Genomic DNA, 23138 nt, shown 5'->3' on the forward strand with positions numbered 1-23138 from the left:
TGTCGGGATGATCGGCCAGCGCGTGTAGGCCGATGCGAACCGGCCGGGCGTCGCTCAAGGCCGGATGCAGTCGAGCAGCACGCGGAACGCCGGCTCGATGTTCGCCTCCTCCACGCAGGCATAGCCCAGCAGCAGGCCGCGCTGCCCGTCGCCGCGCCGGTAGTAGCGCGACAGCGGCCGCGAGAGCACGCCGCGCGCCTGCGCCGCTTCCATGATCGCCACGTCGTCGCGGTCCTCGGGCAGCCGCAGCACCAGGTGCAGCCCGGCATTGCTGGCCTGCGGATGCAGGTGGTCGGGGCCCAGGTGCTCGGCGATCAGCCCGGCCAGCAGCGCGCGCCGGCGCGCATAGAGCACGCGCATGCGGCGGATGTGGGCGGCGTAGTGGCCCTGGCCGATCAGCTCGGCCAGGGCCACCTGCGTGATGGCATGGCCCTCGCGGTAGAGGTCGGCATGCGCGGTGCGGAAATGCGCGGCCAGCGCGCGCGGCAGCACCATGTAGCCCACGCGCAGGCCCGGGAACAGGGTCTTGCTGAAGGTGCCGATGTAGATCACCGGGCTGTCGTCCTCGAGCCCCTGCATCGAGGGAATGGGCCGGCCCGCGAAGCGGAACTCGCTGTCGTAGTCGTCCTCCACGATCCAGCTGCCCGACTGGCGCGCGAAGTCGAGCAGCTCGCGCCGCCGCGCCAAGCTCATCACCGAGCCCAGCGGGTACTGGTGCGAGGGCGTCACGAAGATCAGCCGCGGCGCGCTGCCGCCGCGCGGCCAGCCAGCCCCGGGTCCGTCGCCCTCGGCCTCCACGCGCAGCGGCCGCACGCGCCAGGCACCCATCTGCAGCAGCTTGTGGAAGCCCCAGTAGCCGGGCTCCTCGACCCACACGGTGTCGCTCGGGTCGGCCAGCATGCGCAGCGACAGGTCGATGGCCTGGTGCACGCCCTCGGTGATCAGCACCTGGTCGGCATCGCAGCGCACCGCGCGCGCCACGCGCAGGTGCTCGGCCACCGCCTCGCGCAGCGCCGGATGGCCGCCGCCATGCGAATAGGTCAGCAGCTCGGGCGCGGGATCGCGCCACAGGCGCGCGACGATGCGGCCGAAGGCGCGATGCGGGAACTGGGTCACGTCGGGCACGCCGGGCATGAAGGCGCCCCACTGGCGCGCCGCGGCCGAGGCATCGTCGACCAGCGCCTGGGCGCGCCGGGCCAGCCCACCGGCGCGGCGCGGGCCGGCGCGGCGGCGCGCCGCGCCGCGGCCGGTGGCCAGCTGGCTCTCGGGCGTGGTCTCGGCCACGAAGGTGCCGCTGCCCACGCGCGAATGCACGTAGCCCTCGGCGCGCAGCTGCTCGTAGGCATGCAGCACGGTGTTGCGCGACATGCCGGTCTCGCGCGCCAGGTCGCGCGAGGCCGGCAGCGCGCTCGAGGGCGGCAGGCTGCCGTCGAGGATGGCGCCGCGCAGGCAGTCGTAGAGCTGGCGGTTGAGCGCGGCGCCGGCCGCGGGAGCGATGCGCTGCAGCACCAGGTCGGCGCAGATGGATTTCATGGCTTTTTGGATTGGCTCCATCCTAATTGAAGGAAGTGGATCTTTTTGATGGAGCCAATTGCGCATTCAATCAGAACTTCCGATCGACCTCCAGCCTTTCCCGGACGCCTTCAGCCATGACCACCAACTCCGAACTCCAGACCCGCCGCCTCGCGGCCACGCCGCGCGGCGTGGGCGTGATGTGCGGCTTCTATGCCCAGCGCGCCGAGAACGCGACGCTGTGGGACATCGAAGGCCGCGAATACATCGACTTCGCCGCCGGCATCGCGGTGCTCAACACCGGCCACCGCCATCCGCGCCTGGTGGCCGCGATCCAGGAGCAGCTCGGGCGCTTCACGCACACCGCCTACCAGATCGTTCCCTACGAGAGCGTGGTGACGCTGGCCGAGCGCCTCAATGCGCTGGTGCCGATCTCCGGCCCGGTGAAGACGGCCTTCTTCACCACCGGCGCCGAGGCGCTCGAGAACGCGGTGAAGATCGCGCGCGCCCACACCGGCCGCGCCGGCGTGATCGCCTTCGGCGGCGGCTTCCATGGCCGCACGCTGATGGCGCTGGCCATGACCGGCAAGGTCGCGCCCTACAAGACCGGCTTCGGCCCGTTCCCGGCCGACGTGTTCCACGTGCCGTTCCCGAGCGCGCTGCAGGGCGTGAGCGCCGACGACTCGCTGGCCGCGATCGAGAAGCTGTTCAAGGCCGACATCGATCCCAAGCGCGTGGCCGCGATCGTGATCGAGCCGGTGCAGGGCGAGGGCGGCTTCAACGTCGCGCCCACCGCGCTGCTGCAGGGCCTGCGCCGCCTCTGCGACGCGCACGGCATCGTGCTGATCGCCGACGAGGTGCAGACCGGCTTCGCGCGCACCGGCCGGCTGTTCTCGATGCAGCACCACGGCGTCGAGCCCGACCTGATCACCATGGCCAAGAGCCTCGCGGGCGGCATGCCGCTGTCGGCCGTGGCCGGCCGCGCCGCCATCATGGACGCACCGGCGCCCGGCGGCCTCGGCGGCACCTACGCGGGCAATCCGCTGGCGGTGGCCTCGGCGCACGCGGTGCTCGACGTGATCGCCGACGAGAAGCTCTGCGAGCGCGCCGCCGCGCTGGGCGAACGCCTGGTCGGCCGGCTGCTGAAGATCAAGGAATCGAACCCGGCGCTGGCCGAAGTGCGCGCGCAGGGCTCGATGGTTGCGGTCGAGCTGCGCGACGCGGCCACGGGCGCGCCCGACGCCGAAGCGGTGGCGCGCGTGCAGGCCAAGGCGCTGGCGCAGGGCCTGGTGCTGCTGAGCTGCGGCATGTACGGCAACGTGATCCGCTTCCTCTACCCGCTGACCATTCCCGATGCGCAGTTCGAACGCGCGCTGGCCATCGTCGAGGAGGCGTTCTCGGCATGAACACCGCCTCCACCCTGGGCCTGCAGCGCCCCGACCTGCTGCGCAGCGCCGGCCTGGTCGACGGCCAGTGGGTCGCGGCCGACGACGGCGCCACCTTCGCCGTGAACGACCCCGCCACCGGCCGGCACCTGGCCGACGTGCCGCTGATGGGCCGCGCCGAGACCGAGCGCGCCATCGCCGGCGCCGCCGCCGCGCTGCCCGCCTGGCGCGCGCGCACCGCGCCCGATCGTGCGCGCGTGCTGCGCCGCTGGGCCGAGCTGATGCTCGCGCACCAGGACGACCTGGGCCGGCTGATGACGCTCGAGCAGGGCAAGCCGCTGGCCGAGGCGCGTGGCGAGATCGCCTACGCGGCCTCGTTCATCGAATGGTTCGCCGAGGAGGCCAAGCGCGTGGACGGCGAGGTGCTGCAGCCGCAGCGCGCCGGCCAGCGCATCGTGGTGCTCAAGCAGCCGATCGGCGTGTGTGCCGCGATCACGCCGTGGAACTTCCCGGCCGCGATGATCACGCGCAAGGTCGGCCCCGCGCTGGCCGCGGGCTGCACCATCGTCGTCAAGCCGGCCGAACTCACGCCGCTGAGCGCCTTCGCGCTCGGCGTGCTGGGGCTCGAGGCCGGCCTGCCGCCCGGCGTGCTGCAGATCGTGGCCGGCAACGCGCCCGAGATCGGCGCCGCGCTGTGCGAGAGCCCGACCGTGCGCAAGCTCAGCTTCACCGGCTCCACCGGCGTGGGCCGCGTGCTCGCGCAGCAGTGCGCGCCGACCATCAAGAAGCTCTCGCTCGAGCTCGGTGGCAATGCGCCGCTGATCGTGTTCGACGACGCCGACCTCGACCGCGCGATCGAGGGCATCGTGGCCTCGAAATTCCGCAACGCGGGCCAGACCTGCGTCTGCGCCAACCGCATCTACGTGCAGGCCGGCATCTACGACGCCGTGGCCGCGCGGCTGGTGGCCGCGGTCGAAGCGATGCGCGTGGGCAACGGCCTCGAGGCCGGCACCACGCAGGGCCCGCTGATCGACAGCCGCGCGGTCGCCAAGGTGCGCCAGCACATCGACGATGCGCTCACGCAGGGCGCCGAGCTGCGCACCGGCGGCAAGCCGCACGCGCTGGGCGGCAGCTTCTTCGAGCCCACCGTGCTGACCGGCGTGACGCAGGCCATGCGCGTGGCGCGCGAGGAAACCTTCGGGCCGCTGGCGCCGCTGTTCCGCTTCGAGACCGAGGAGGAGGTCATCGCGATGGCCAACGATTCGGAGTTCGGCCTCGCCGCCTACCTGTTCACCGAGGACCGCCGCCGCCTCTGGCGCGTGGGCGAGCAGCTCGAGACCGGCATGGTCGGCATCAACACCGGCCTGATCTCGAACGAAGTCGCGCCCTTTGGCGGCGTGAAGCAGTCGGGCCTGGGCCGCGAGGGCTCGCGGCACGGGATCGATGACTACCTCGAGCTCAAGTACCTCTGCCTGCAGGACTGAGCATGGCGGCGCGGCGGCCTATCTGAACAGCGGGCAGCGCTCGGGCAGCTCGCGTTCGAACAGCACCGCCACGCCGCAGGCGGAGTTGAACATGCCGAGGTTGTCGTGCCCGACGCCCGGCACCTCCACGATGCGCTGGTTGAAGTTCGCGGCGTGGCGGCCCTTGAGGTAGTCGAAGTAGGCATGGCCGCGCGCCAGCCGGTTCGGGCCCTGGGCCATCGCGCCGCACGAGCGGTCGAAGAAGTGCAGGTACGGATCGGTGTCGGCGCCGCCGAGCAGGTAGACCACGCCGCGCGAGGCATAGCGGCCTTCGAGCGAGGCCGCGTCCTGCCGCGCCACGTAGGGCGGTGCCTTGTCGAGGCCGTACTGCCATTCGTTGGCGGCCGGGCAGGCCTGCAGGTCGGCCGGCCGCAGTCCGCCGGCGGGGGCCGGCCGGTCGCGGTCGAAGTAGAGATAGCTGCCGGGATTGGCCACCACGTAGCGGATGCCGATGCCGATGCCGGCGCGGCGCAGCACCGCCTCGCCGTCGCTGGTGGCGACGTAGCGGTTGAGGATGCGCCCACCGCCCGAGTGGCCGATCAGGAGCACTTCCCGCAGCGCCGGATAGCGTTCGCGGTTCGCGAAGTGCGCGAGCACCGCGTCGAGCGCCGAGAAGGCGCTGACCGGCGCCGGCCCGAGCGCCGCATCGCCGCGCGCCCAGCCGTGCTTGCTCCAGCCGAGCATGTCGCCCTGCAGGTGGAAGGCCCGCACGTCGGTCTGCGTGAGGAACTGCGGCGCCACCACCATCGTGCCCGCGGCGGCCTCGCCCGCGTTCTGCACGATCTTCTGCCCGGTGGAGAAATAGACGTCGGCGTTGCGCAGGATGCCGTGCACGATCACCAGCACGCGCCGCACCTCGGGCGCGGGCGCATCGACGCTGCGGTCCGCGTAGACGGGAATCGCACCGGCTCCCTCGGCGGTCTTCACCGCGATGCGCTGGTCGCCGACCTGCTTGACGGGCGCGTCGAGCCGCGCGCTGTCGCTGGTCTCGCGGTCGCCCTCGCCCTGTGCCTGCGCCCTGAGGGGCGGGACCGGCCTCGCGAGGCGGCCCCACCAAAAAATCTATATGATTCGTATACGTTTCATATAGACCAAACACCATGGGCATCGTCAAGATCTCCGACCTCATGCACGAGAACCTGCGCGTCGCAGGCACCGCGCTGAGCCGTTCCATCAACGCACAGGCCGAGCACTGGATGCGCATCGGCATGCTGGCCGAGCTGCATCCCGACCTCGATCACCGCGAGCTGTGCCAGCTGCTGGTGCGCGCCGAGATGGCCGGCGGGCTCGACCTCGCGATGGCCTGCGCGCCGAGCGAGCCGCATGCGCCGCGGCCATCGGGCCGCGCGACGGGGCGGGCGGTGAAGGTCGTGCAATGAACATGGCCGTGCCCCTGAAGACGCCCGAGCAGATCGCGCTGTCGCGCAAGGCCGGGCACCTGGCGGCCGAGGTGCTGCAGATGATCGGGGCCTACGTAAAGCCCGGCGTCACCACCGATGAGCTCGACCGCCTCTGCCACGACCACATCGTCAACGTGCAGCGCGCGATCCCGGCCAACGTGGGCTACAAGGGCTTCCCGAAGACCGTGTGCACCTCCGTCAATCACGTGGTCTGCCACGGCATTCCCTCGGCGCAGAAGACGCTGAAGAAGGGCGACATCGTCAACATCGACGTGGCCGTGATCAAGGACGGCTGGTTCGGCGACTGCAGTCGCATGTACTTCGTCGACGAGCCGAGCCCGCTCGCGCGCCGGCTGGTCGAGACCACCTACGAGGCGATGCGCGCCGGCATCCTGGCCGTGCGCCCGGGCGCGACGCTGGGCGACGTGGGCCATGCGATCCAGAGCGTGGCGCACCGCGAGCGTTTCAGCGTGGTGCGCGAGTACTGCGGCCACGGCATCGGGCAGATCTACCACGACGATCCGCAGGTGCTGCACTACGGCCGGCCCGGCGAGGGCCTGCGGCTCGCGCCGGGCATGGTCTTCACCATCGAGCCGATGATCAACGCGGGCCGCCGCGAGACGCGCGAGCTGCCCGACGGCTGGACCGTGGTCACGCGCGACCACTCGCTGTCGGCGCAGTGGGAGCACATGGTCGCAGTGACCGAAGAGGGCTTCGAGGTCCTCACGCCCTGGCCCGAGGGAACAGGCAACTATCCCGCCATCGGCTGAGCGCGGGTTGGCTCAGGCCCAGCGAAAACGCGCCGTGAAGTTGCGCAGCAGCGCCGGCTCGTAGGTGAAGGCCATGCCGCGGATGCGCGCGGCGCGCCGCGCCACCTCGGCCAGCGCGTCGGCCACGTAGTCCATGTGGTCGTTGGTGTAGACGCGCCGCGGGATCGTGAGCCGCATCGATTCGAGCGGCGCCTTCTCCTGCAACCCGGTGGCGGGATCGCGCCCGAGCAGCAGCGAGCCGATCTCCACCGCGCGCACGCCCGCCTCCAGGTAGAGCTCGCAGGCGAGCGCATGCGCCGGAAAGCTGTCGGCCGGCAGGTGCGGCAGCAGCGCGGCCGCGTCGACGAACACCGCGTGGCCGCCGGTCGGATGCTGGATCGGTATGCCCTGCGCGCGCAGCCGCTCGCCGAGGTAGGCGACCTGGCCGACGCGGTAGCGCAGGTAGTCGGCATCCATGGCCTCCTCGAGGCCGACCGCGAGCGCCTCCATGTCGCGGCCCGCGAGGCCGCCGTAGGTGATGAAGCCCTCGCTGACCACGCAGCGTTCCTGCACGGCGCGAAACAGGTCCTCGTCGTCGCGGAAGCTGCAGAAGCCGCCGATGTTGACCAGCCCGTCCTTCTTCGACGACATCACCGCGATGTCGGCGCAGGCCATCATGTCGCGCACGATGTCGGGCACCTCGCGCTGCGCCTGCCCGGCCTCGCGTTCGCGGATGAACCAGGCGTTCTCCGCGAAGCGCGTGGCGTCGATCACCACCGGAATACCTGCTTCGCGCGCGAGTTGCGAGGCCGCGCGCAGGTTGGCCAGCGCGACCGGCTGGCCGCCGCTGGTGTTGCAGGTCACGGTGGCCACCAGCGCCACCACGTTGGCCGCGCCATGGGTCTCGATCAGCCGCGCGAGTTCTTCGAGGTCGAAGTTGCCTTTCCAGTCGTGGTAGGTGGCGGTGTCCAGTGCCTCCTTCGTCAGTGCGTTGAGCGCGCGCGCGCCGGCCAGCTCGATGTGGAGCTTGGTGGTGTCGAAGTGGAAGTTCGACAGGAACACCGGCTGCTTCGCGCCGCGGCGCTTCACGAGCTCTGGGTAAAGCAACTGCTCCGCCCCGCGGCCCTGGTGCGCGGGCACCGTGTGGCGATGGCCGAAGACCTTCTCGATGGTGTCGGCGAGCCGGTAGTAGCTGCGGCTGCCGGCATAGGCCTCGTCGGCCGCCATCATCGCGGCCCACTGGCGGTCGCTCATCGCGCCGCTGCCGCTGTCGGTCAGCAGGTCGATGAAGACGTCGTCGCTGCGCAGCAGGAAGGGGTTGAGCCCCGCGTCGAGCAGGGCCTGCTCGCGGTGCGCGCGCGTGGTCATCGCGATGCGCTCGATGGTCTTGATGCGGAACGGTTCGGGGATGCGCTTCATGGGTTCTCCTGGTCGAAGCTCGGTGCGGATGGATCGGATGGCTGACCCAGGGCGTTCGCGAATGGCGATGCAATGGAGTTGCGCATTCATTGCCTATCGGGAGAAGATGTCTCGCCTGCTATGGCCCCTGGCCGAGCTCGCAACGATTCTTTCGCTCGCCTCGCGCAATGGGTTTTCATCGCACCTAGGGATGGCCCCTCGAAGAAGAGAAGTCCTTTCACCATTCCCACCAAACAGGAGAACATCTTGCAATCCGTACCGCTGGACTCGATGGACACCCGCATGCTCGAGGTGCTGCAGGGCCATGGCCGCATCTCCAACCTCGAGCTCGCGGCCGCGGTCGGGCTCTCGCCCGCGCAATGCAGCCGCCGGCATCACAGGCTCGAGGAAGAGGGCGTGATCGCGCGCTACGAGGCGCGGCTGCGGCCCGCGGCCGTGGGCCTGCGCGTGATGGCCTTCGTCCAGATCGCGATGGAGCGCGGCCATGTGCGCGATTTCAAGCGCTTCCGCCAGGCCGTGACGCAACTGCCCGACGTGCTCGAATGCCACTCGGTGACGGGCGACGTCGACTATGTGCTCAAAGTGATCGCGAGCGACCTCGAGGCGCTCAGCACCTTCCTGACCGAGAAGCTCTCGGCGCTGCCCGGCGTGAGCATGGTGCGTTCGAGCGTGTGCCTGGAAGAACTCAAGGCCGGCGCGGCGCTGCCGCTGTCGCAGGCCGGTCGCTGAAGCCGACGTCGAAGCGCGGCCTCAGCCGCGCCGCGACTGCACGAAATCCACGAAGGCGCGCAGCGGCGCCGGCAGCCGCTCGCGCCCCTGGTAGTAGAGAAAGGGCCCGGTGAAGGGCTGCCACCAGTCCTCGAGCACCGGCACCAGCGCGCCGCTCGTCAGTTGCGGCTGCAGCCATTCCTCGAACAGATGGATCACGCCGATGCCGGCCACCGCCGTTTCGATCGCGAGCTCGACGCCGCCGCCCAGGCGCACGATCAGCGGCCCGTCGACGTCCACCGTCACCACCTCGCCCTCGCGCTCGAATTCCCAACCCGCCATCGCGCCGCTCGCGAAGCGCCCGCGCAGGCAGGCGTGCTGCAGCAGGTCGCGCGGATGCACGGGGCGGCCGTGCGCCGCGAGGTAGGCCGGCGCGGCCGCGGTCGCCATGCGCTGGCGGCGCGGGCCGATCGGGATCGCGATCACGTCCTGCTCGAGCCGTTCCTCGTAGCGGATGCCCGCATCGCAGCCCGCGGCCAGCACGTCGACGAAGCTTTCCTCGACCACCACCTCGAGCAGGATCTCGGGATAGGCCGCGAGAAAGGGCGGCACGATCGCCGGCAGCACCAGCCGCGACGCGCTCGCCGGCACGTTGAGCCGCAAGGTGCCCGCGGGCTTGTCGCGAAAGCCGTTGACCACGTCGAGCGCGGCCTCGACCTCGCCGAGCGCCGGCCCGAGGCGGTCGAGCAGCCGCGCGCCGGCCTCGGTGGGCACCACGCTGCGGGTGCTGCGATGCAGGAGGCGCACCCCCAGCCGCGTTTCGAGCCGACGCACCGCCGCGCTGAGGCTGGAGGCGCTCACGCTCTGCAGCCGCGCCGCCTCGCGAAAGCCGCCCGCGCGCGCCACCGCCACGAAGACCGCCAGATCGCCGAGCTGTTCCGTCATCGCCTGTCTTTCGATTGTTCGTTTTTCCGCACGACCCGTGCGCATTGAGCCGGCTTATCGTACGCCGCCGCGGTGCCTACATTCAGCTTCAACCTGAAAGGAAAGCCCATGAACCCGCTCGACACCATCTCCACCTTCCGCCTCGGTAGCCGTGACGTGAAGCGCCTCGGCTACGGCGCCATGCAACTCGCCGGCCCCGGCGTGTACGGCCCGCCGAAGGACCGTGCCGCCGCTGTCGCGGTGCTGCGCGCCGCGATCGAGGCCGGTGTGGACCACATCGACACCAGCGATTTCTACGGCCCGCACGTCACCAACCAGATCATCCGCGAGGCGCTGCACCCATACCGCGACGACCTGACCATCGTCACCAAGGTGGGTGCCACGCGCGGGGCAGATGCCTCGTGGAACCTCGCGGCCTCGCCGGCCGAGCTGCGCCAGGCGGTGCACGACAACCTGCGCAACCTCGGCCTCGACGTGCTCGATGTCGTCAACATGCGCAGCATGCTGGGCGTGCACGGGCCGGCCGAAGGCTCGCTCGAGGCGCCGTTGACCGCGCTCGCCGAGCTGCGCCAGCAGGGCCTGATCCGCCACATCGGCCTGAGCAACGTGACCGCGAAGCAGGTCGACGACGGCCAGCGCATCGTGCCGATCGTCGGCGTGCAGAACATGTACAACCTCGCGAACCGCGGCGACGACGCGCTGGTCGAGAAGCTGGCGCGCGAGGGCATTGCCTATGTGCCGTTCTTTCCGCTCGGGGGCTTCACGCCGCTGCAGTCGGGGGTGCTGTCGGAGGTGGCCAGCGAACTCGGCGCGACGCCGATGCAGGTGGCGCTGGCCTGGCTGCTGCAGCGCTCGCCGAACCTGCTGCTGATTCCGGGGACATCGTCGCTGGGGCATCTGCGGGAGAACCTGGCGGCGGCTGGGCTGAAGTTGCCGGCAGAGGCGGTGGCGCGGCTCGACACGATCGGCGTCGGGTCGGGTCACTGAAGCTCGGCTTCAGGGCGGCAGGAAGAGCCCTTCGCCGACGCACAGCGCCATCTGCTCCTCGACGGCGCTGCGAAAGACCTTCGCGGCCAGGCTGACGGGCCGCCCTTTGGCCACCGCGAGCATGCGGGCCACCGAGAAGCCGCGCACCGGCACGGCCACGAGGCCTTGCCAGATGCTGGAGGTTCGCACCACCGATCTCGGCAGTACGGCGAAGCCGAGGTCGGCCCGCGTGAGTTGCGCGGCCCCTTCGTTGCCGTCGATCTGGATGACCGGCTGCATCACCCCATGCTCCGTCTCGAGGCTGTGCCGCAGGCCGAGGGAGATGATGATCGGCAGCTTGCGCAGTTCGCGCGCATGCACGCTCGGGCGCGCGGCCAGCTTCGAACCCGGAAGACAGAACACCGCGATTTCCTGCCGCGCGAGCGGCGTGAAATGGATGTGCTCCTGATTGCCGGGATTCGACACGATGGCGAGTTCGATGGTGCCGGCGGTCAGCCGATGCAGCGCGTCGTCGGTGGGGCTCTCCGTCAGCTCCAGCCGGACCTGCGGAAAGCGCTGGCGAAAGTCCAGCGCGAGGCGACCGTGGATCGCCTGCCCGACCGTGGGCGCCGATGACATCCGCACCGTGCCGCGCACGTCGCGATGAAAGCCGCGCATGCCGCGGTTGAAGTTGGAGACGTCCAGGGTCGTGCTTTCCACTTCTCGCAGGATGAAGCGCGCGCGTTCCAGGAACATGAGGCCGCTGTCGGTCAGTTGCACCCCCGCGATGCTGCGGTGGAAGAGGGGGCCGCCCAGGTCTTCCTCGAGCAGGCGCATCTGCCGGCTGATCGCGGACTGCGCCACGTGCAGCACCGCGGCGGCGGCACTGATGCTTCCCTTCTCCGCCACCGTCAGGAAGTAGCGCACCTGCCGCAGATCCATGGTTCGTCTCCAGAGCTTGTCCAGCTAAATTTTAGATGGATGGCAGCTGAAATCTCTTCTTTTGCGTTGGTATCAACCCCTCCAGAATTGCGCATGCCGGACGGGGCGCGATCGCAGGGCACGCCGGCCAGACAAGAAAGATGGAGACAAGGATGATCAAGACCGCGTTGCGTTGCGCAGCCATGGCGCTGTCCGCGCTGGCGCTGGGCGCCCCGGCCCACGCCGACTATCCCGAGAAGCCCGTGCGCATCGTCGTGCCGTTCGCGGCCGGCGCGGGCGCGGACATGGCCTCGCGCTTCATGGCGGGCAAGCTCGCGCAGCGCTGGGGCCAGGGCACCGTGGTCGACAACCAGGTCGGTGCCAACAGCATCATCGGCGCGCAGCAGGTCGCCCGCGCACCGGCCGACGGCTACACGCTGCTGGTGCCCAACGACACCACGCTGGCGGCGAACCCGGCGCTGTATGCCAAGCTGCCCTACGACCCCCTCAAGGATTTCGCGCCGATCGCGCTGATCGGCGAAACCCCCTTCGTGCTGGTCGCGTCGCCCAGCCTGAAGGTGCGTTCGGTCAAGGAGCTGGTGGATGCCGCGAAGGCCAGGCCCGGTGAGATCAACTTCAGCTCCAGCGGCGTCGCCAGCGCCCAGCATCTTCCGATGGAGATCCTGATGCGCAGCGCGGGCATCCGGATGCTGCACGTGCCCTACAAGGGCGCGGCGGAAGCCGCCACGGCGGTCGTGGGCGACCAGGTGCAGGTGATGTTCGCCGGCGTCTCGGCCGTGCTGCCGTTCCTGCAGTCGGGCCGGCTCGTGCCGCTGGCAGTCGGCACCTCGGAAAGGCTGGCCGTGCTGCCCAAGGTCCCGACCATGGCCGAGTCCGGCTTTCCGGGCTTTCGCTATGGCGCATGGCTGGGCTTCGTGGCGCCGGCCGCCACGCCCGCGGCCATCGTGCAGAAGATCAACGCCGATGTCGGCGAGGTGCTGCGCCAGCCCGAGGCGCGCGAGCGGCTGCTGGCCATGGGCTTCCTGCCCGCGGCACCGGCGAAGCCGGAAGCCTTTCGCAAGCACATCGACGAGGAGCTGGTTCGCTACGCCCAGTTCATCCGGGCGGCCGGCATCGAGCCGTCGCGCTGAGACCGCTCAACAAAGAAGTTCAGGACACACAGAAAGCATCATGCGGATCATTGACCTCCAGGAAGCGGCCTTTCCGGTGCAGAGCACCATGCGCAACGCCGTGTTCTCCTTCGCGGAGATGACGACCTCGATCGTCGCGGTACGGCTGGACCCGGGCAGCGGCAGGACGCCGGTCACGGGGTACGCGTTCAACTCCACCGGCCGCTACGCCTGCGGGCAGCCGATGCGCGAGCGCTTCTTCCCCCGGCTGCTGCGGGCCCGGCCCGAGTCGCTGCTCGACGGCGATGGCGTGCTCGATCCGGCCAGGGCCGTGACGGCGATGCTCGTCGGCGAGAAGCCGGGCGGCCATGCCGAACGCTCGATCGCCATCGGTACCATCGAGACCGCGCTGTGGGATGCCATCGGCAAGGCGCAGGACCTTCCGACCGCGGAAGTGCTGGCGCGGCGCTATCGCGGCGGGACCATGCAGCGCAAGGTGTCGGTGTACGTGGGCGGCGGCTGGTATCGGCCGGGCGGCGTGCCGCAGGACGTGGCCGACGAGATCCGCGGCCACCAGGCCGCCGGCTACACCCACGTGAAGATCAAGGTGGGCGGCGCATCGCTCGACGAGGACCTGCGCCGGATCGATTGCGCGCTGAGCGTGCTGCCCGACAGCAGCCACCTGGCGGTCGATGCCAACTGCAAGTTCCAGCGCGACGAGGCGCTCGTCTATGCGAAAGCATTGGCGCCGTACGACCTGCGCTGGTTCGAGGAGCCCTGCGATCCCAACGACTATTCGCTGATGGCCGAGCTGGCCTCGGTGTATGCGCCACCGCTCGCGGTTGGCGAGAACCTCTATGGCAACCAGGAGGTGACCAACCTCGTGCGCCTCGGTGGCTGGCGCAGCGAGAAGGACCTGATCCAGGTCGACCCGCCGCAGTCCTACGGCCTGCATGCCTTCGCCAGCATGGCGCTGGGGCTCGAGGCGCAGGGCTGGGGGGCCGGCAGCCATTTCCCGCACGGCGGCAACCAGATGTCGCTGGCGCTGGTGGCCGGCCTGGGCCTCGGCGGTTGCGAGGCCTATCCCGGCGTGTTCGGCTCCTTCGGCGGCTTTGCCGACGACACGCGGGTCGAGGACGGCTTCGTGCATCCGCCGCAGCGGCCCGGCATCGGCTTCGAGGGCCACGGCGCGCTGCATGCGCTGATGAGCTCGGTCGGCGCCGGGCTGAAAACCTCCTGATCGATCTCCGTCCTCTCGCAAGCTCTCGCAAGCCCATGAACTTCGTCACCTTCCATACCGACTCCGATCCGACGCCCCGCCTGGGCGCGGTCGTCGATGGCGCCATCGTCACCCTGCCCGGTGACATGGTGGCCCTTTGCACCCGCGGCTCGGCCGGCTTCGCCGCCGCCGCGAAGGAGGCCGCCGCCGCGCCCGCCACGGCCCGCATCCCGCTCGGCAGCGCGAGGCTGCTGCCCGTGGTGCCACGGCCCGGCAAGATCATCTGCCTGGGGCTCAACTACGCGGACCACGCCGCCGAAGGCGGCAACCAGCGGCCCGACTACCCCAGCTTCTTCCTGCGCGGCGCGTCCTCGCTCGTGGCGCACGGCGCGGCGATCCAGCGGCCGCGCGTCTCGAGTCACCTCGACTTCGAGGCCGAGCTGGCCGTGGTGATCGGCAGGACCTCGCGCCACCTGAGCGAGGCCGATGCGCTCGAGGCCGTGGCCGGCTATGCCTGCTTCAACGACGCCACGCTGCGCGACTACCAGCGCAAGACGGCGCAATGGACCATCGGCAAGAACTTCGATGCCACCGGTGCCCTGGGGCCCTCGCTGGTGCCCGCATCAGCCCTGCCGCCCGGTGCCGCGGGGCTGAAGATCGAGTCGCGCCTCAACGGCACGGTCATGCAGAGCAGCAACACCGCACAGATGCTGTTTCCCGTGGCGGAAACGCTGTGCCTGCTCACCGAGGCGCTCACGCTCGAACCCGGCGACGTGATCGTGATGGGCACGCCTGCGGGCGTCGGCTATGCGCGCAAGCCACCCGTGTGGATGAAGGCCGGCGACACCATCGAGATCGAGATCGAAGGCATCGGGGTCCTGTCGAATCCCGTGGAGAACGAGGCGCAACCATGATCTTCGAACTCAGAACCTACACCGCCGAACCCGGCCGCGCCGCCGACTTCCTGAAGCTCTACGAGCACATGGCGCTGCCGCTGCAGAACAAGTACCTGGGAGGCCTCGTCGGCTTCTACGTCAGCGAGATCGGCCCGCTGAACCAGATCGTGCATCTGTGGCGATTCGACAGCCTGGCCGACCGCGAGCAACGGCGCTCGGCCATGGAGGCCGATCCGGCCTGGCAGGAATACAGGGCCCGCTCGAAGGAGCTGGGCGCCTTGCGGCAGCAGGAGTCGCAGATCCTCAAGCCGACGTCGTTCTCGCCCCGCTAGCGGCGCACCTGGCGCCGATGCGCGAAGTGGCGCCTCGAAAAACAAATACGGAGACAAGGCAATGAGCAACATCAATCGCAGGACCCTCCTCAGTGCGGTACTCGGCAGCGCATTGCCGGCGATGGCCCAGCCGGCCAAGTCGGATGTGCTGCGGATCGTCGTGCCCTTTCCCGCGGGATCGGGCATGGATGTCACCGGACGGCTGCTGGCACACACCCTCGAGACCACGAGCGGCCGCAACGTCATCATCGACAACAAGCCCGGCGCGGGCGCGGTGATCGGATCGCTGGACGTGTCGCGATCGAAGCCGGACGGCAACACCGTGCTGCTGAACTCCGCGGGCCACACGACCAACGCGGTGCTCTACAAGAGCCTGCCCTTCGACTCGAAGTCCGACTTCACGCCCATCACGCGGCTGGCCACCTACTACGGATGGGCCCTGCTGGTCGGAGCGAACTCCCGCTTCAAGACCCTGCAGCAGTTCATCGATGCCGCGAAGGCTTCGCCGGGAAAACTCACCATCGCGAACTCGGGCCTGGGCAATCCCACCCACATCATGGCCTCGCTGTTCTGCAGGAACGCCGGGGTGGAGCTGGTGCATGTCCCATACAAGGGCGCGCCGAGCAACGACCTGGTGTCGGGCGTCGTCGATTGCACCTTCCTCGCGCCGGTCTCCGCGCAGGGCTGGATTCAGGGCAGGCAGATGCGCGCGCTCGGCCTCTCGGGCACCGTGCGCTCGCCGATCGTGCCCGACGCGCCGACCTTCGCCGAGTTCGGGCTGGACGTGCCCGACATCCCCGCCTGGTCGGGCATCTGGGGGCCGAAGAACATGAGCGAAGCCGCGGCCAATTCGCTCCACGCCATGTTCGCGAAGCTCGGCCAGGACCCCAAGTACCGGCAGTACATCCAGGACGGCGGCGGCGTGCTCGAGGCCATGGCGCCGCGCGATTTCAAGGCCTTCGTCGATTCGGAGATCGACCGCTTCGCCAGGATCCTGCCGCCTTTGGGAATCCAGATCAGTTGAGTTTCAGAAGGAAAGATCACCATGAACCAAACGAACCCGAACCAGGGCCGCGCCGACGGCGCGCTCTCCAACGACATGCCCGAGGCCGTCCATGCCGACGGCATGCGCATCCTCTGGGATGTGCCGATTCCGATGAGCGACGGCGTCGTGCTGCGCGCCGACGTCTTCCTCCCGCGGGAACCCGGCCGCCATGCGGCACTGCTCTCCTACGGCGCCTATGGCAAGGGCGTGCCCATGCAGGTGGGCTACAAGAGCGCGTACGACCGCATGGTGCGCGACTTCCCCGACATCGCCGAAGGCTCGTCGAACAAGTACATGAACTGGGAAGTCATCGATCCCGAGAAGTGGGTGCCCGACGGCTTCGTCTGCATCCGTGTCGACAGCCGCGGAGCGGGCCGCTCGCCGGGCGTGCTCGACCCGACCTCGGAGCAGGAGACGAAAGACATCTACGAATGCATCGAGTGGGCGGCGGCACAGCCGTGGAGCAACGGCAAGATCGGGATGAACGGCATCTCCTACTACGCGAGCAACCAGTGGTACGTGGCCGCGCTGCGGCCTCCGCACCTCGCCGCCATCTGCGTATGGGAAGGCTTCGTCGACCGCTATCGCGATGCGGCGCGGCACGGCGGCATCTACTCGCAGTTCGGCGAGGGTTGGTACGAGCGCCAGGTGCTGCGCATTCAGCACGGCTATGGCGAGCGTGGCGCGCGCAATCCGAACAACGGCGAGCTGGTCTGCGGCCCGCAAACCCTGTCGGACGAGGAACTGGCGGCCAACCGTGCCCCGAAGATGTCCAACGAGTCGTTGAACCGCCCGCTCGACGACGCGTTCTATTCCTCGCGCAAGCCCGACGTGAGCCGCATCGAGGTGCCCCTGCTGTCGGCCGCGAACTGGGGTGGCATGGGCGTGCATCCGCGCGGCAATTTCGAGGGCTATCTGGACGCGGGCTCGAGCCAGAAATGGCTGGAGGTGCATGGCAACAGCCACTTCAGTCCCTTCTACCGCGCCGAGGGCGTTGAATTGCAGAAGCGCTTTCTCGCCCACTTCCTGCAAGGCAAGGACACGGGCTGGGACCGCCAGCCGCCGGTGCAGCTGCAGATCCGCCGGCCGGGCGAGCACTTCACGATCCGCGACGAGCAGGAATGGCCGCTGGCCCGCACGCAGTGGACCAAGTACTACCTCGAACCCGCCACCCGCACCCTGGGCACCACGCCGGCCGCCGGCGCCAGCATCGCCTACCAGGCGATGAGCGAAGGGCTCGTGTTCAAGCTTCCGCCGGCCAGGGAAGAGATCGAGATCACTGGCCCGATCGCGGCGCGGCTCGTGGTGTCTTCCAGGACGGCGGATGCCGATCTCTTCCTGGCGCTGCGTCTGTTCGCGCCGGACGGCAAGGAGGTGTTGTTCGTCGGCTCCAACGATCCGCGCGTGCCGATCGCACTGGGATGGCTGCGCGCCTCGCACCGCAAGCTGGACACGGCGAAGTCGCTGCCCTACCGTCCGTACCACACGCACGACGAGCTGCAGCCGCTCGTGCCGGACGAGCCGGTCGTGCTCGACATCGAGATCCTGCCGACCTCCATCGTGATTCCGCCGGGCTACACGCTGGCCCTCAACATCCGGGGCTGCGACTATGACCACGGACTCGGCGACGCCGGCTTCTCGGACCAGCCCTATCCGATGACGGGTGTCGGCCCGTTCCGCCACGCGAATCCGCAGGACCGGCCGCCCGAGGTCTTCGGCGGCGAGAACACACTGCACTTCGACAAGGGCAACGAGCCCTTCATCCTGCTGCCCATCATTCCCGCCAAGGGTGCTTGAGCCAGCGGGATCGCCAGAGCGGGGGCGCGGGATGAGCGATGCCATCGACACGGGCGACCACGCCTTCGTCCCAAAGCGCTGCACCAGCGCCGACCGCGTCATGTGGATCACGAAGGACCGCCTCTTCTATGCCGGCCTTCTCGGTGCCCGGAGCCTGCACACGCAAGGGGCCCTCGTCGCGTACGTCGCGATCGACGGCCGGCTGCGCGTGCGGCTCGAGGGGGGCGAATGGCAAGCGACCGAAGTAGCGATCGTCCAGCCCTACGTTCCCTACGAGATCGCCTGCGAGGGCCGCAACGTGCTCATCGTGCTGATCGAGCCCGAGACGGTCGACGCGAGCGCGCTGCCGCCGCTCTTGCGCCTGTGCGGCGCGGTGCATGCACCCGACTTCGCGGTGCATGTGCGCGAGGTTCATCGCCGGCTTGCTTCGCAAGGCGGCGCGCTCGACCTGCGCCCGTGCGATTTCGACCAGAGCTTCTTCGGCGCGGCGTTGCCCGCGCGCGCGCTCGACCAGCGCATCGCGAGCGTGCTGGAGCGCATCAAGGCCGATCCGACGGGTGCCGTCGCCTCCGACGAATGCGCTTCGCGCGTGAACCTGTCGATCTCGCGCTTCCGCCATCTTTTCAAGGAAGAGGTGGGCATTCCGTTTCGCAACGTGCGTGCCTGGAAGCGCGCCCGCAGCCTGCTGCACCACGTGCACACCGACGCCAGCCTGGTCGACGTCGCGCTCGACATCGGCTATCCCGATTCGACGCATTTCAGCCACTCGATCCGCCAGGTCTACGGGCTCAAGCCCAGGGACATCATCGCGGGCTCTCGCAAGCTGCGCATCATCGCGCAGGCGCTCTAGCCGACCCGGCGTCGAGCACGCCAGCCGTTCGGCGCAAGACGGCCATCTCGCACCGCAAGAAGATGGGGACACGATGATCGAAACACGTCCACTCCCTCACTACTTCAGCGCCGAGCATGAAGTCTTCCGATCGACGCTGCGCGAATTCGTCGACCGCGAGATCGTCCCTTTCGCGAACGACTGGGACGAGGCCGAGACCTTTCCTCGCGAGCTCTATCGCAAGTTCGGTGCATTGGGTGCCCTCGGCATCGGCTACGACGAAGCGCTCGGCGGCACGGCGGCCGACATCTTCCACTACCTCGTCGCGATCGAGGAGGTGGCGCGCGCGGGTTGCGGCGGCGTGCAGGCCTCGCTGCTGTCGCACACCATCGGCCTGCCACCCGTGGCCGCGCATGGCAGCGAAGCGCTCAAGCGGCGCGTGGTGCCGCCCGTGCTCGCCGGCGAGAAGATCGCCGCGCTGGCGGTCACCGAGCCCGGCGGCGGTTCTGACGTTGCGTCGCTCAAATGCTCCGCGCGGCGAGACGGCGACCACTATGTGCTGAACGGCGAGAAGACCTTCATCACTTCCGGCATGCGTGCCGATTTCATCACCGTGGCCGTGCGCACCGATGCGGGCTCGAAGGGCGCCGCGGGCGTGTCGGCCCTGCTCGTGGATGCAGATTCGCCAGGGCTCACCCGCACGCCGCTCAAGAAGATGGGCTGGTGGTGCTCCGACACCGCGCATCTGCATTTCGACGACGTGCGCGTACCGGTCGGCCATCTGCTGGGCACCGAGCACCAGGGCTTCAAGGTGTTCATGACCAACTTCAACAGCGAGCGGCTGTCGATGTCGGCCGCTGCCTGTGCCTTCGCGCAGGCCTGTCTCGACGAGGCCCTGGCCTGGGCGCGCGACCGGGTGACCTTCGGGAAGCCGCTGTCGCAGCGACAGGTCATTCGCCACAAGCTCGTGGACATGGCGTTGAAGATCGACGCGGCCCGCGCGCTGGTCTACGAGCTGGCGTGGCGGCTCGAGCACCGGCATGGCGATCCCGAGCAGCTCGTGGCGCGGACCTGCATGGCGAAGATCCTCTCGACGCAGGCCATGCAGTTCTGCGCCGACCAGGCGGTGCAGATCCTCGGCGGCATGGGCTACATGCGCGGCACCCGCTCCGAACGCATCTATCGCGAAGCCAAGGTGATGATGATCGGCGGCGGCTCCGAGGAAATCCTCAAGGACCTGGCGGCCCGGCAGCTGGGCATCTGAAGCGCCGCGCCATGAATGACAAGACCGACCTCGGCGGCCTGCTGGACGCATCGCCCGTGCGGCGCGGCCACGTTCTCACCGTGGCCACGCTGTTCCTCGTGCTGCTGATCGATGGCTACGACCTGGCGGTGACCGGCCAGATGCTCCCCGCGATCGCATCGGCGCTTGGCGTGCCGACCGCGAGCCTGACCGGCGCCTTCGCGCTTCAGCCCATGGGACAGGCGATCGGTGGCCTGCTGCTGTCGCCGCTGGCCGATCACTTAGGCCGCAAGCGCATGCTGATAGCGCTGCTGGCACTGTTCTCGGTCGCCACGCTGCAGAGCGTGTTCGCCACCTCGGTCTTCGGCTTCGGCGCGACCCGCTTCATCGCCGGCATGCTGGGCGGTGGCCTGCTGCCCGCGGCCGCCAGCCTGGTGGCCGACATCTCGTCCGTCAAGCGCCGCTCGACCATGGTGGGCATCGTCTATGCCGGCGTGGCCATCGGCGCCGTTGGCGCCAGCGGGCTCGTGGCCCTCGCGCTCGACCGCATCGGCTGGCAGGGCATGTACCTGATCGGCGCGTTGGCGCCGCTGCTGATGATCCTGCCGATCGTGCTGTGGATGCCGGAGTCGCCGCTGCATCTGGCGCGCACCGGCGCGCCACCGAGCGACATTCTCAAGGCGCTGCGCAAGCTGGGCATCGTGGTGGATGCCGGCACCAGGCTTCGCGGGCCGGCACGGCGAACCGGCGCGCGCATCTCGATCATCGAAATCTTCGGCGACCGCCGCGCACTCTTCACCGCGGCGCTCTGGTTCTCCTGCATCTGCGGTCAGGTCGCCGTGAACCTGTTCGGTATCGGCGCGGCCTTCTTCCATGAATTCGGGGGCGTGCCGGTCGCCAGCTATGCGGCCTACGCATCGATGGCCGGGCTGGCGTCCATCGCCGCCGGCCTGTCGACAGGCTTCGTGATCGATCGCTTCGGGCGCTATCCCGTGACCGCCGTGTACGCGCTGCTGGGCGCGCTGTCGCTGGCCGGGCTCGGCCTCTTCCCGTTCGGCAGCGCGGGCTTCATTGCCGTGATCGTCAGCGCCGGCTTCTTCGTCGTCGGCGCCTACCAGTCGCTCAACATCATCACGCCCATCGTCTATCCGGCCACGCTGCGCAGCGCCGCGGTCGGCTGGAAGGGGGCGGTCTCGCGTTTCGGCAGCAGTGCCGCACCGCTGATCGCGGCAGCACTGCTGGCGCAACAGATGGGCGTGAAGGTCGCCATGTGCGCCGCCGCGGCACCGTTGCTGATCGTGGTGCTGCTGGCGCCGGTGCTGGCCGTGCTGGAGCGCCGGATGCGATCTGACCACTCCTTGTGATAGCGATAGGAGAACAAGCGTATGTCCGATGAAGAAAAGCGCAGGCTGCGGTCGCAAGCCTGGTTCGAAGGCCGGGGCGCCAGGAACTTCGCGAACCGGGGCTGGGTTCGCAGCCGCGGCGTGCCGATGGATCACTTCGACGGGCGGCCCGTGATCGGCATCTGCAACACCTGGTCCGATCTCACGCCGTGCAATTCGCACTTCCGCGACCTGGCGCAGCATGTGCGCGAAGGCATCCTCGAAGCGGGCGGCGTGCCGATGGAGTTTCCGGTCATCTCGCCCGGCGAGATGCTGACCCGGCCCACGGCCATGCTGCTGCGCAACCTGTGCAGCATGGACGTGGAAGAGACGCTGCGCGCCAACCCGCTCGACGGCGTGGTGTTGCTGATGGGTTGCGACAAGACGACGCCCGCGCTGCTGATGGGCGCCGCCAGCGTCAACCTGCCGACCATCGGCGTGTCCGGCGGGCCCATGCTCAACGGCAGCTTTCGCGGCAAGTCCTTCGGCGTCAAGGATGCGTGGAACCTGGCGGCGGACCTGCGCGCCGGCCGCGCCGTCAACGAGGACTTCGAGGAAGCCGAGGGCTGCCTCACCCGCTCGGTGGGCGTGTGCAACGTGATGGGAACGGCATCGACGATGGCGTCGATGGTCGAGGCGCTCGGCGTGGGGCTGCCCGACAACGCATCGATTCCCGCCGTGGATGCCAGGCGCCGCGTGCTCGCGCGCATGGCGGGCCGCCGCATCGTCGACATGGTGCGCGAGGACCTCCGGCTCGACAAGGTGCTGACCCGCCAGGCCTTCGAGAACGCCATCGCGGTCAACGCGGCCATCGGCGGATCGACCAATGCCGTCATCCACCTGACGGCGGTGGCGCGGCGCATGGAAGTCCCGCTCGACATCGAGGACTGGCACCGGGTCGGACGCGACGTGCCCACGCTGCTCAACCTCCAGCCCTCGGGCCGCTACCTGATGCAGGACTTCCATGAAGCCGGCGGGCTGCCCGTGATCCTCCGCGACATGTGCGAGTCGGGCCTGCTGCACGGCAATGCGTTGACCGTCACCGGCAGGACGCTGGCCGAGAACAACGCCGACGCCGTCTGCTGGAACCCGGAGGTGATCCACAGCGTGGCAAAGCCCTTCATGGCGACCTCGGGCGTGGGCATCCTGCGCGGCAACCTGTGCCCGAACGGTGCCGTCATCAAGCCTTCGGCCGCCGAGCCGCGCCTGCTCAAGCACAGGGGGCGCGCGGTGGTGTTCGAGAACCAGGACGATTTGAGCCGGCGTGTCGACGACCCCGATCTCGAGATCGACGCGGACTCGGTCATGGTCCTGCGCAACTGCGGTCCCAAGGGCTTTCCGGGCATGCCGGAACTGGGGATGCTGCCCATTCCCGCCAAGCTGCTGAAGCAGGGCGTGACGGACATGGTCCGCATCTCGGACGCCCGCATGAGCGGTACCTCGTTCGGGGCCGTGGTGCTGCACGTGTCGCCCGAGGCGGCCGTGGGCGGCGCCCTTGCCGTGGTGCGCGACGGCGACCTGATCGAGCTCGACGTCGAGGCCCGGCGGCTCGAGCTGCTCGTGTCCGAGCAGGAGTTGCAGCAGCGGCTGGCCGCGTGGACACCGCCTGCCGCCGTGGCCACCCGAGGCTACGTCAGGCTGTACGTCGACACCGTCAACCAGGCCCATGACGGCTGCGACCTGCAATTCCTGGTGGGCCGCAGCGGCAGCGACGTGCCGGCCGCCCAGCACTGAAAC

The 23138-nt window shown here is 69.4% G+C and carries 21 protein-coding genes; 16 read left to right on the forward strand and 5 right to left on the reverse strand.

The genetic code is table 11. The annotated features are described in order from the left end of the window. Nucleotides 1-54 precede the first annotated feature (54 nt). The gene (locus INQ48_38400) at nt 55-1533 is read right to left on the reverse strand and encodes a PLP-dependent aminotransferase family protein (GenBank protein QRF61268.1); all 1479 of its coding nucleotides are present in this window, start codon (nt 1531-1533) and stop codon (nt 55-57) included. A gap of 116 nt (nt 1534-1649) precedes the next feature. Here INQ48_38400 and INQ48_38405 point away from each other — a divergent pair, with 116 nt between their 5' ends. Both INQ48_38405 and INQ48_38410 read left to right on the forward strand, forming a co-directional pair. Further along, entirely contained in the window at nt 1650-2918 is a 1269-nt protein-coding gene (locus INQ48_38405) for a 4-aminobutyrate--2-oxoglutarate transaminase (GenBank protein QRF61269.1), read from the forward strand. Next, entirely contained in the window at nt 2915-4381 is a 1467-nt protein-coding gene (locus INQ48_38410; protein ID QRF61270.1) for an NAD-dependent succinate-semialdehyde dehydrogenase, read from the forward strand. The genes INQ48_38405 and INQ48_38410 overlap by 4 nt, the downstream gene beginning before the upstream one ends. 18 nt (nt 4382-4399) lie before the next feature. Here INQ48_38410 and INQ48_38415 read toward each other — a convergent pair whose 3' ends face one another. After that, on the reverse strand, nt 4400-5347 hold the full coding sequence (locus INQ48_38415; GenBank protein QRF61271.1) for an alpha/beta hydrolase: 948 nt from the start codon (nt 5345-5347) through the stop codon (nt 4400-4402). Nucleotides 5348-5520: 173 nt separating this feature from the next. Here INQ48_38415 and INQ48_38420 point away from each other — a divergent pair, with 173 nt between their 5' ends. Further along, complete coding sequence (locus INQ48_38420) at nt 5521-5799, forward strand: ParD-like family protein (protein QRF61272.1); 279 nt, start codon at nt 5521-5523, stop codon at nt 5797-5799. Then, nucleotides 5796-6590: a type I methionyl aminopeptidase gene (gene map, locus INQ48_38425; protein ID QRF61273.1), complete on the forward strand. Its 795-nt coding sequence runs from the start codon at nt 5796-5798 to the stop codon at nt 6588-6590. Before INQ48_38420 ends, map begins: the two co-directional genes overlap by 4 nt. 12 nt (nt 6591-6602) lie before the next feature. Here the strand turns inward: map and INQ48_38430 are convergent, their stop codons facing one another. Further along, nucleotides 6603-7988 carry a tryptophanase gene (locus tag INQ48_38430; GenBank protein QRF61274.1) on the reverse strand — a complete coding sequence of 462 codons (1386 nt, stop codon included), beginning with the start codon at nt 7986-7988 and terminating at the stop codon, nt 6603-6605. A gap of 246 nt (nt 7989-8234) precedes the next feature. Between INQ48_38430 and INQ48_38435 the strand changes: the two genes are divergently transcribed. Beyond that, nucleotides 8235-8717, forward strand: a complete 483-nt coding sequence (locus INQ48_38435) for an Lrp/AsnC family transcriptional regulator (protein QRF61275.1) — start codon at nt 8235-8237, stop codon at nt 8715-8717. 21 nt (nt 8718-8738) lie between these two features. Here INQ48_38435 and INQ48_38440 read toward each other — a convergent pair whose 3' ends face one another. Then, complete coding sequence (locus INQ48_38440; protein ID QRF61276.1) at nt 8739-9641, reverse strand: LysR family transcriptional regulator; 903 nt, start codon at nt 9639-9641, stop codon at nt 8739-8741. 108 nt (nt 9642-9749) lie between these two features. Here INQ48_38440 and INQ48_38445 point away from each other — a divergent pair, with 108 nt between their 5' ends. Next, nucleotides 9750-10628, forward strand: coding sequence for an aldo/keto reductase family oxidoreductase (locus INQ48_38445; GenBank protein QRF61277.1), 879 nt, complete (start codon nt 9750-9752; stop codon nt 10626-10628). A gap of 9 nt (nt 10629-10637) precedes the next feature. Here the strand turns inward: INQ48_38445 and INQ48_38450 are convergent, their stop codons facing one another. Further along, nucleotides 10638-11549, reverse strand: coding sequence for a LysR family transcriptional regulator (locus INQ48_38450; protein QRF61278.1), 912 nt, complete (start codon nt 11547-11549; stop codon nt 10638-10640). Between the two features lie 152 nt (nt 11550-11701). Between INQ48_38450 and INQ48_38455 the strand changes: the two genes are divergently transcribed. From INQ48_38455 to INQ48_38500, 10 genes are all read left to right on the forward strand, one after another. Further along, a complete protein-coding gene (locus INQ48_38455) occupies nt 11702-12679 on the forward strand; it encodes a tripartite tricarboxylate transporter substrate binding protein (protein ID QRF61279.1) in 978 nt (325 codons plus the stop codon). A gap of 40 nt (nt 12680-12719) precedes the next feature. Then, complete coding sequence (locus INQ48_38460; GenBank protein QRF61280.1) at nt 12720-13898, forward strand: mandelate racemase; 1179 nt, start codon at nt 12720-12722, stop codon at nt 13896-13898. Between the two features lie 35 nt (nt 13899-13933). Then, complete coding sequence (locus INQ48_38465; GenBank protein QRF61281.1) at nt 13934-14791, forward strand: fumarylacetoacetate hydrolase family protein; 858 nt, start codon at nt 13934-13936, stop codon at nt 14789-14791. Beyond that, nucleotides 14788-15105, forward strand: coding sequence for an NIPSNAP family protein (locus INQ48_38470; protein ID QRF61282.1), 318 nt, complete (start codon nt 14788-14790; stop codon nt 15103-15105). Before INQ48_38465 ends, INQ48_38470 begins: the two co-directional genes overlap by 4 nt. 61 nt (nt 15106-15166) lie before the next feature. Next, nucleotides 15167-16129 carry a tripartite tricarboxylate transporter substrate binding protein gene (locus INQ48_38475; protein ID QRF61283.1) on the forward strand — a complete coding sequence of 321 codons (963 nt, stop codon included), beginning with the start codon at nt 15167-15169 and terminating at the stop codon, nt 16127-16129. A gap of 21 nt (nt 16130-16150) precedes the next feature. Continuing rightward, nucleotides 16151-17947 (forward strand): CocE/NonD family hydrolase, encoded by a 1797-nt coding sequence (locus tag INQ48_38480; protein QRF61284.1) that lies wholly within the window; start codon nt 16151-16153, stop codon nt 17945-17947. Nucleotides 17948-18047: 100 nt separating this feature from the next. After that, a complete protein-coding gene (locus INQ48_38485; GenBank protein ID QRF63150.1) occupies nt 18048-18797 on the forward strand; it encodes a helix-turn-helix transcriptional regulator in 750 nt (249 codons plus the stop codon). Between the two features lie 73 nt (nt 18798-18870). After that, entirely contained in the window at nt 18871-20040 is a 1170-nt protein-coding gene (locus INQ48_38490) for an acyl-CoA dehydrogenase family protein (protein QRF61285.1), read from the forward strand. A gap of 11 nt (nt 20041-20051) precedes the next feature. After that, nucleotides 20052-21383: an MFS transporter gene (locus tag INQ48_38495; GenBank protein ID QRF61286.1), complete on the forward strand. Its 1332-nt coding sequence runs from the start codon at nt 20052-20054 to the stop codon at nt 21381-21383. A gap of 21 nt (nt 21384-21404) precedes the next feature. Then, on the forward strand, nt 21405-23135 hold the full coding sequence (locus INQ48_38500) for a dihydroxy-acid dehydratase (protein ID QRF61287.1): 1731 nt from the start codon (nt 21405-21407) through the stop codon (nt 23133-23135). The last annotated feature ends 3 nt before the right edge of the window (nt 23136-23138 follow it).

The sequence above is a fragment of the Variovorax paradoxus genome, from assembly GCA_016806145.1.
In the GTDB taxonomy this organism is placed as follows: domain Bacteria; phylum Pseudomonadota; class Gammaproteobacteria; order Burkholderiales; family Burkholderiaceae_C; genus Variovorax.

Excerpts from the sequence above, each read along its gene's own strand:
- INQ48_38400 (QRF61268.1), bottom strand. The coding sequence starts at position 1,533 with ATGAAATCCATCTGCGCCGACCTGGTGCTGCAGCGCATCGCTCCCGCG.
- INQ48_38405 (QRF61269.1), top strand. The coding sequence starts at position 1,650 with ATGACCACCAACTCCGAACTCCAGACCCGCCGCCTCGCGGCCACGCCG.
- INQ48_38410 (QRF61270.1), top strand. The coding sequence starts at position 2,915 with ATGAACACCGCCTCCACCCTGGGCCTGCAGCGCCCCGACCTGCTGCGC.
- INQ48_38420 (QRF61272.1), top strand. The coding sequence starts at position 5,521 with ATGGGCATCGTCAAGATCTCCGACCTCATGCACGAGAACCTGCGCGTC.
- map (QRF61273.1), top strand. The coding sequence starts at position 5,796 with ATGAACATGGCCGTGCCCCTGAAGACGCCCGAGCAGATCGCGCTGTCG.
- INQ48_38430 (QRF61274.1), bottom strand. The coding sequence starts at position 7,988 with ATGAAGCGCATCCCCGAACCGTTCCGCATCAAGACCATCGAGCGCATC.
- INQ48_38440 (QRF61276.1), bottom strand. The coding sequence starts at position 9,641 with ATGACGGAACAGCTCGGCGATCTGGCGGTCTTCGTGGCGGTGGCGCGC.
- INQ48_38445 (QRF61277.1), top strand. The coding sequence starts at position 9,750 with ATGAACCCGCTCGACACCATCTCCACCTTCCGCCTCGGTAGCCGTGAC.
- INQ48_38450 (QRF61278.1), bottom strand. The coding sequence starts at position 11,549 with ATGGATCTGCGGCAGGTGCGCTACTTCCTGACGGTGGCGGAGAAGGGA.
- INQ48_38455 (QRF61279.1), top strand. The coding sequence starts at position 11,702 with ATGATCAAGACCGCGTTGCGTTGCGCAGCCATGGCGCTGTCCGCGCTG.
- INQ48_38460 (QRF61280.1), top strand. The coding sequence starts at position 12,720 with ATGCGGATCATTGACCTCCAGGAAGCGGCCTTTCCGGTGCAGAGCACC.
- INQ48_38465 (QRF61281.1), top strand. The coding sequence starts at position 13,934 with ATGAACTTCGTCACCTTCCATACCGACTCCGATCCGACGCCCCGCCTG.
- INQ48_38470 (QRF61282.1), top strand. The coding sequence starts at position 14,788 with ATGATCTTCGAACTCAGAACCTACACCGCCGAACCCGGCCGCGCCGCC.
- INQ48_38475 (QRF61283.1), top strand. The coding sequence starts at position 15,167 with ATGAGCAACATCAATCGCAGGACCCTCCTCAGTGCGGTACTCGGCAGC.
- INQ48_38480 (QRF61284.1), top strand. The coding sequence starts at position 16,151 with ATGAACCAAACGAACCCGAACCAGGGCCGCGCCGACGGCGCGCTCTCC.
- INQ48_38485 (QRF63150.1), top strand. The coding sequence starts at position 18,048 with ATGTGGATCACGAAGGACCGCCTCTTCTATGCCGGCCTTCTCGGTGCC.
- INQ48_38490 (QRF61285.1), top strand. The coding sequence starts at position 18,871 with ATGATCGAAACACGTCCACTCCCTCACTACTTCAGCGCCGAGCATGAA.
- INQ48_38495 (QRF61286.1), top strand. The coding sequence starts at position 20,052 with ATGAATGACAAGACCGACCTCGGCGGCCTGCTGGACGCATCGCCCGTG.
- INQ48_38500 (QRF61287.1), top strand. The coding sequence starts at position 21,405 with ATGTCCGATGAAGAAAAGCGCAGGCTGCGGTCGCAAGCCTGGTTCGAA.